Origin of the sequence: Nocardiopsis lucentensis DSM 44048 (genome assembly GCF_000341125.1) — a bacterium.
Classification (GTDB): domain Bacteria; phylum Actinomycetota; class Actinomycetes; order Streptosporangiales; family Streptosporangiaceae; genus Nocardiopsis; species Nocardiopsis lucentensis.
The window spans coordinates 1-6,387 of sequence record NZ_ANBC01000828.1 but is presented as its reverse complement, the minus strand read 5'-3'; the positions used below and the strand labels follow the sequence as shown (position 1 = coordinate 6,387).

The 6,387-nt window shown below is 72.0% G+C and carries 5 protein-coding genes; 3 read left to right on the top strand and 2 right to left on the bottom strand.

What is annotated here, in order from left to right; translation table 11 throughout:
• Nucleotides 1-26: 26 nt before the first annotated feature.
• Both D471_RS0128815 and D471_RS0128810 read right to left on the bottom strand, forming a co-directional pair.
• Nucleotides 27-686, bottom strand: a complete 660-nt coding sequence (locus D471_RS0128815) for a response regulator (protein WP_017601830.1) — start codon at nucleotides 684-686, stop codon at nucleotides 27-29.
• A gap of 6 nt (nucleotides 687-692) precedes the next feature.
• On the bottom strand, nucleotides 693-1,934 hold the full coding sequence (locus D471_RS0128810) for a sensor histidine kinase (RefSeq protein WP_017601829.1): 1,242 nt from the start codon (nucleotides 1,932-1,934) through the stop codon (nucleotides 693-695).
• Between the two features lie 356 nt (nucleotides 1,935-2,290).
• Between D471_RS0128810 and D471_RS0128805 the strand changes: the two genes are divergently transcribed.
• The 3 genes from D471_RS0128805 to D471_RS0128795 form a co-directional block, all read left to right on the top strand.
• On the top strand, nucleotides 2,291-3,055 hold the full coding sequence (locus D471_RS0128805; protein ID WP_017601828.1) for an ABC transporter ATP-binding protein: 765 nt from the start codon (nucleotides 2,291-2,293) through the stop codon (nucleotides 3,053-3,055).
• Between the two features lie 4 nt (nucleotides 3,056-3,059).
• Nucleotides 3,060-5,792, top strand: coding sequence for an ABC transporter permease (locus D471_RS0128800; protein WP_017601827.1), 2,733 nt, complete (start codon nucleotides 3,060-3,062; stop codon nucleotides 5,790-5,792).
• Nucleotides 5,793-5,984: 192 nt separating this feature from the next.
• Nucleotides 5,985-6,387 (top strand): MFS transporter (locus D471_RS0128795; protein ID WP_241479738.1); only part of this gene is annotated, 403 nt, incomplete at its 3' end.

Genomic DNA, 6,387 nt, shown 5'->3' with positions numbered 1-6,387 from the left:
GGCGGGTGCGCGCCCGCCGCTCGGGCTCAGGCCCACCCCGCGTCGTGGGCCAGGATGGCCGCCTGCACCCGGTTGGACATCCCCAGTTTGGCCAGGATCCGGCTGACGTGCGCCTTGACCGTCGCCTCCCGCATCCCCAGCGCGCGTCCGGCCTCGGCGTTGGACTTGCCCTGGGCCACGGCGACCAGCACCGCCCGTTCGCGTTCGCTGAGCACGGACAGCCTCTGTTCGGCCTCATCGCGCCCGGTGGAGGCACCGGAGGGCGCGGGCTCGGCGAAGCGTTCGAGCATGCGCTTGGTCACGCTCGGCGCGAGCATGGCGTTGCCCTCGTGCACCGTGCGCACGGCGGCGATGAGGTCGCGCGGCGGGGTGTCCTTGAGCAGGAACCCCACGGCGCCGGTGCGCAGCGCCCGGTGCACGTACTCGTCCAGGTCGAAGGTGGTGAGCAGGACCACGCGCGGCGCGTCGGGCAGCGCGGTCAGGCGCGCGGCGGCGGTGAGCCCGTCGGTGCCCGGCATGCGGATGTCGAGCAGGACCACGTCGGGGGACAGCTCCCGGGCCAGCCGGAGCGCCTCCTCGCCGTCCCCGCCCTCCCCGACCACCTCGATGTCGGGAGCGGCTTCCAGGATCATCCGCAGCCCGGACCGGACCAGGTTCTCGTCGTCGACGAGGATGGTGCGGATCACCGCCGATCACTCCCCTTCCGCCTCGTGTCCCCCGCTGACGGGAAGGACGACGCTCAGCCGCCACCCCCCGTCGAACCGGGGGCCCGCCGTGAGCGATCCGCCCGCCAGGGCGACGCGCTCACGGATACCCGCAAGACCGTACCCGCTGCTCGGTGGCGGCGGGGCCGCGACGGTGGCGGGCCCGTTGGCCACCTCCACTTCCAGGGTGCCGCCCTTCCGGCGCAGTTCCAGGGTCACCCGGGCGCCCCGCGCGTGCTTGGCGGCGTTGGTCAGCCCCTCCTGCACCACCCGGAAGGCGGTGCGCTGGACCGTCGGGGGAAGGTCGTCGAATCCGCCGGTGTCACCGCGGTCCACCACCATGCCCGCGTCGCGCCACTCCCCCACGAGCCGGTCGATGTCGACCAGGACGGGCTGGGGGGCGGTGGGCGCCCGTTCCCCGTCCTCGTCCCGCAGGACCCCGAGGATGCCCCTCAGTTCGGCGAGGGCCTCACGGCCGGTCGTGCGGATCAGCCCGGCGGCCTCGGCCGTGCGCGGGTCCTCGGCGGAGACCTCCAGGCCGCCCGCGTGCAGGACCATGAGACTCACCCGGTGCGCCACGACGTCGTGCATCTCCCGGGCGATCCGGGTGCGTTCGGCGGTGATGGCGTGCTCGGCCATGAGGTGCTTCTCCCGTTCGAGGCGTTCGGCCCGCTCCTGGAGGCGGTCGATGAGCTGTCGCCGGGTCCCGACCCACAGGCCGAGGGTGGTCGGGACGACGAGGAACAGGCCGAAGTTGAAGACATAGGCGAGCAGGTTCACGTCCAGGGCGACGTACAGGGCGAGGGCCTGGACCGCGAACCATCCGGCCAGGAGCCTGCGGTCGTCGAAGTGCACCGCGTAGGAGTAGAGGGCGAAGGCGGCCGGGAGCATGTTGCCGAAGAGCAGGAGAAGCCCGAACGCCAGTGCCAGCAGCCAGTGCGGTCGGGAGCGGCGGAACAGGACGGCCACGGAGACCAGTCCGGCCGGGACCAGGTAGAAGACCACCCCCAGGACCACGAGCAGGGGGGTGTCGCCGCTCATGAACAGCGGGGTGAGCACCGGCCGCAGCAGCCCGATGTCGGGCATGATCTGGACGAAGGCGACCATGGGGAAGGATCCGATGGCGTAGAACCAGTCGGCGAAGCGCAGCCGGTGGTCCCACCACCATCGCTCACCGCGCCGCCACCAGCCCGCCGGTCCACGGGCTACCCTCGTGTTCTGCTCCCTCATGCGCCGGATTCTACGATCGGGCCGGGTCCGGCCCCCGCCGTTCGCCGACGGCGAGGCGCACGACGGCCGATCGTCGGTGCCATCGGTGTTCCCCCTGGTGGCAGCCGGTTCCGTGGGCCTCTCCCCCGCTCCTTCGCCGCGACGACCCCCGACGAAAGTCGGTACCGACCCCCGACGTTGGAGTCGTGGACCCGTGCCCGCATCGTCCCTTTGGCCGGGGTGCGAATCGGCCTGTGGGCGGAGGATTCGGGCATCGCGGTGGACCTAGCGTGGAAACCGCACCGGGCGGGACCGGAGGCGACCTCCGAACCGCCCGGTGACACGTGTCCGTACCGTCACCACTGGAGTTGTCTGCCGTGACCGCGTCCTCAGTCCAGCCCGTTCCCTCGGCCACCGCCCCGCCGGTGGTGGTCGCCCGGGGGCTCACCAAGACCTACGACACCGGGGGCAGCCAGGTCCATGCCCTGGCCGGGGTGGACGTGGACTTCCACCGGGGCGCGTTCACCGCGATCATGGGCCCCTCCGGATCGGGCAAGTCGACCCTCATGCACTGCCTGGCGGGCCTGGACGTGCCCACGTCCGGCACCGTGCACCTGGGCCGCACCCAGATCACCGGCCTGCGCGACGCCGAGCTGACCCTGCTGCGCCGCGACCGGATCGGGTTCATCTTCCAGTCGTTCAACCTGCTGCCGATGCTGACCGCCGAGCAGAACATCCTGCTGCCGTCCCAGATCGCCAAGCGCAGGGTCGACCAGCAGCGGTTCGACCACATCATCGACGTGGTCGGCCTGCGCGACCGCCTGGACCACCTGCCCGCCAAGCTCTCCGGCGGCCAGCAGCAGCGCGTGGCCGTGGCGCGCGCCCTGCTCAACGCGCCCGAGGTGGTCTACGCCGACGAGCCCACCGGCAACCTGGACTCGCGTTCGGGCGCGGAGGTCCTGGCGTTCCTGCGCGACTCGGCCAAGGACCTGGACCAGACCATCGTCATGGTCACCCACGACCCCGTGGCCGCCTCCTACGCCGACCGCGTCGTGTTCCTGCGCGACGGTCAGCTGGTCGACGAGGTCACCGACCCCAACCCCGAGCTGGTCTCGGCCCGGCTGCTGAAGTTGGAGGCCTGACCGCATGCTGCGCACCACACTCGCGGGGCTGCGGCTGCACAAGTCCCGCTACGTCACGACGGTCCTGGCGATCCTGCTCGGCGTCATGTTCGTCTCCGGGACGATGGTGTTCGCCGACACCCTGAACGCCAACTACGAGGAGTCCGTGATGGGCTCCGCCGGTTCCGTGGACGCCATCGCCACACAGGCCGAGGCGGAGCCGGGCGAGGACGGCGCATACGTCGAGCCCGAGCCGCTGACCGCGGACCAGCTGGAGGAGATCCGCGCCCTGCCCGAGGTCGCCGAGGCCGACGGGATGGTTCGGGGACAGGCCATCCTGCTGGACTCCGAGGGCCGCGCGCTCGGCTTCACTCCGCCCGCCGCCGTCTCCGTCGAGGGGGCCAGTCGGTTCGACGCCGCCGAGGGCGAGCTGCCCTCGGGCGGTGACGAGATCGCCCTGGCCACCTCCACGGCCGAGCAGTCCGGCTTCGGCGTGGGGGACGCCGTGACCGTGCTCGACCCCGAGCAGGAGAAGCGGGAGTTCACCGTCACCGGTCTGGTCAACTTCGGTGTGGACCCCTCCTACAGCCTGGGCGGCGCCGTGATCTTCGCACCGGACACGGTGACGGAGATGACCGGCGCGACCGGCTACGTCGAGATCGACGCGGTCGCCGCCGAGGGGTACACCGACGAGGACGTCGTCGACGCGGTCGCCGGTGTGCTGGGCACCTCCGCCGAAGTCATGACCGGTGAGGCCTACGGCCTGGAGATGGCTGAGAGCGCCGGTGCGGAGACCGAGGTCTTCCGCGTCGCGCTGCTGCTCTTCGCGTTCATCGCGATGTTCGTCGCCGGGATCGTCATCTACAACACCTTCGCGATCCTCATCGCCCAGCGCCAGCGCGAACTGGCCCTGCTGCGCTGTGTGGGCGCCAAGCGCGGCCAGGTCTTCCGTTCGGTGCTGCTGGAGTCCGTGGTCGTGGGCCTGGTCGCCTCCGCCCTGGGTGTCCTGGCCGGTGTGGGTATCGGTGTCGCCGGAGCGGCGTTCGCCGCCCCGGCGATGGGTGCCGACGGCGGTATCCCCCTGGTCATCACCCCGACCGCGATCCTGACCGGACTGGGTGTCGGTACGGTCGTGACCGTCGTCTCCGCGATGGTCCCCGCGCTGCGCGCCACCCGGGTGGCCCCGCTGACGGCCCTGCGCACCAGCGCCACCGCCTCCGGGATCGAGAAGGGCACCGGCTGGATCCGCGTCGTGTTCGGCCTGGTGACCTTCGCGGTCTCCGGTGCCCTGATCGCGCTGACCCAGATGTCGGACATGGGCATGTCCGGGCCGATCATCGTGACGGGCGCCGCCCTGGTCGCGTTCATCGGCGTCGTGGTCCTGGGGCCGCTGCTGGTACGCGGAATCGTCCGCGTGGTCGGCCTGCCCCTGCGCAGGGTCGGAGTGGCGAGCATGCTGGCCGTGGACAACTCCGTGCGCAGCCCGCGCCGCGCCGCCACCGCGATGATCGCCCTGACCGTGGGAGCCACGCTCATCACCGGTTACTCCGTCGTCAGCGCCTCCACCGAGACGACCCTGACCCGAATGCTGGACGAGCAGTTCCCGATCGACTACCAGATCAACCCGCAGTTCGCCATGGAGGAGCCCGCGGGCGCCGGGGACACCCCGGGTGAGGAGACGACGGGCGGGGACGCCCCCGCCGACGGAACCGCCGAGGGCACCGAGACCGCCGAGGGCACCGGGGAACCGGGCACCGATCCGAGCGCCGCGCCCGCCGAGGGAGCCCCGGAGGCGGATGCCGCCGAGGGAGCCGACACGGCCGCCGACACCGACGCGTCCGGGCTCGGGACGATCCCCGAGGAGGTCCGCCGCGACCTGGCGGACGAGCCGACCGTCGCCGGAGTCTTCGGTCAGCGCAACGGCTACCTGGAGACCGGGGGCGGCCAGTACGTGGACGTCACCGCCTACCCCGGCGCGGAGTACGGCACCGACCTGACCATGGAAACCGTCGAGGGCGACCTGTCCGACGTCGGTCCCGGCCGCATCGCCCTGACGGAGGGCTCCGCCGAGGGCGTGAGCGTGGGTGACTCCTTCGCCCTGGCCAACGAGGGCACCGAGGTCGAACTGGAGGTCGCGGCGATCGTGGAGGGATCCACGGGTACCGGGGGCGCCATCCTCCACGTGGACGACCTGACCACCCTCTTCCCGGAGTTGACCGAGGACCAGGCCCTGCTCATCCGCGGGGCGCAGGACGCCGACCCGGCCGAGCTGCGCGAGGCGGTCTACGCGTCGGTCGACGACCACCCCACGCTCCAGGTGATGTCCGTGGCCGAGATCAAGGACCAGTTCTCGGACATGATGGACATCGCCTTCTACACCATCGCGGCGATGCTGGGCCTGGCGATCATCATCGCGGTGTTCGGCATCTCCAACACGATGGCGCTGTCGGTGCTGGAGCGCACCCGCGAGTCCGCGATGCTGCGGGCGCTGGGGCTGGCCCGGGGCCAACTGCGCCGGATGCTCAGCGTGGAGGCCGTGCTGCTGTGCCTGATCGGCGCGGGGATCGGCATCGTGCTGGGTGTGGTCTTCGGCTGGGCGGCCGCCGCCTCGGCGCTGCCGGGCATGGTGTTCAGCCTCCCGGTCGGTCAGATCGCGGTGTTCATCGGGGTCGCCGTCCTGGCCGGGCTGCTCGCCTCGATCCTGCCGGGTCGCCGAGCCGCGGGCACCTCGATCACCGGGGCCCTGGCCAGCGAGTGACGCCCCCGGCGCTCCGGCCCTGACGGGCCCGTGACACACGGCGCGGTCCCCTACTGCGGTGGGAGACCGCGCCGTACTGTTGGGGGTCGGAGGTGTGTCGTGCGTGCTTCGACCCCGGTTTCGACGGGCGCGGTGGCCTGGGGAACACCCGCCGCGCGCTGGACGCTGACGGCCACGGTGCTCGGTTCGGGGATGGCGTTCCTGGACTCGACGGTGGTGACGGTGGCACTGCCCGCCATCCAGGACGACCTCGACACCGGCTTGTCCGGTTTGCAGTGGATCGTCAACGGTTACATGGTCACGCTGTCCGCGCTCATCCTGCTCAGCGGCTCCCTGGCCGACCGGTTCGGCCGGGTGCGGCTGTTCATGGTGGGTGTGGCGGTGTTCGCGCTGGCCTCGGCGCTGTGCACGTTCGCGCCGACACTGGGGTGGCTGGTGGCGGGCCGCGTGGCGCAGGGGATCGGCGGGGCGCTGCTGACACCGGGCAGCCTGGCGATCCTCCAGGCGGGTTTCCGTGAGGAGGATCGGGCCCGGGCGATCGGCGCGTGGTCGGGGCTGACGGGCGTGGCCGCGGCGGTGGGCCCGTTCGTGGGCG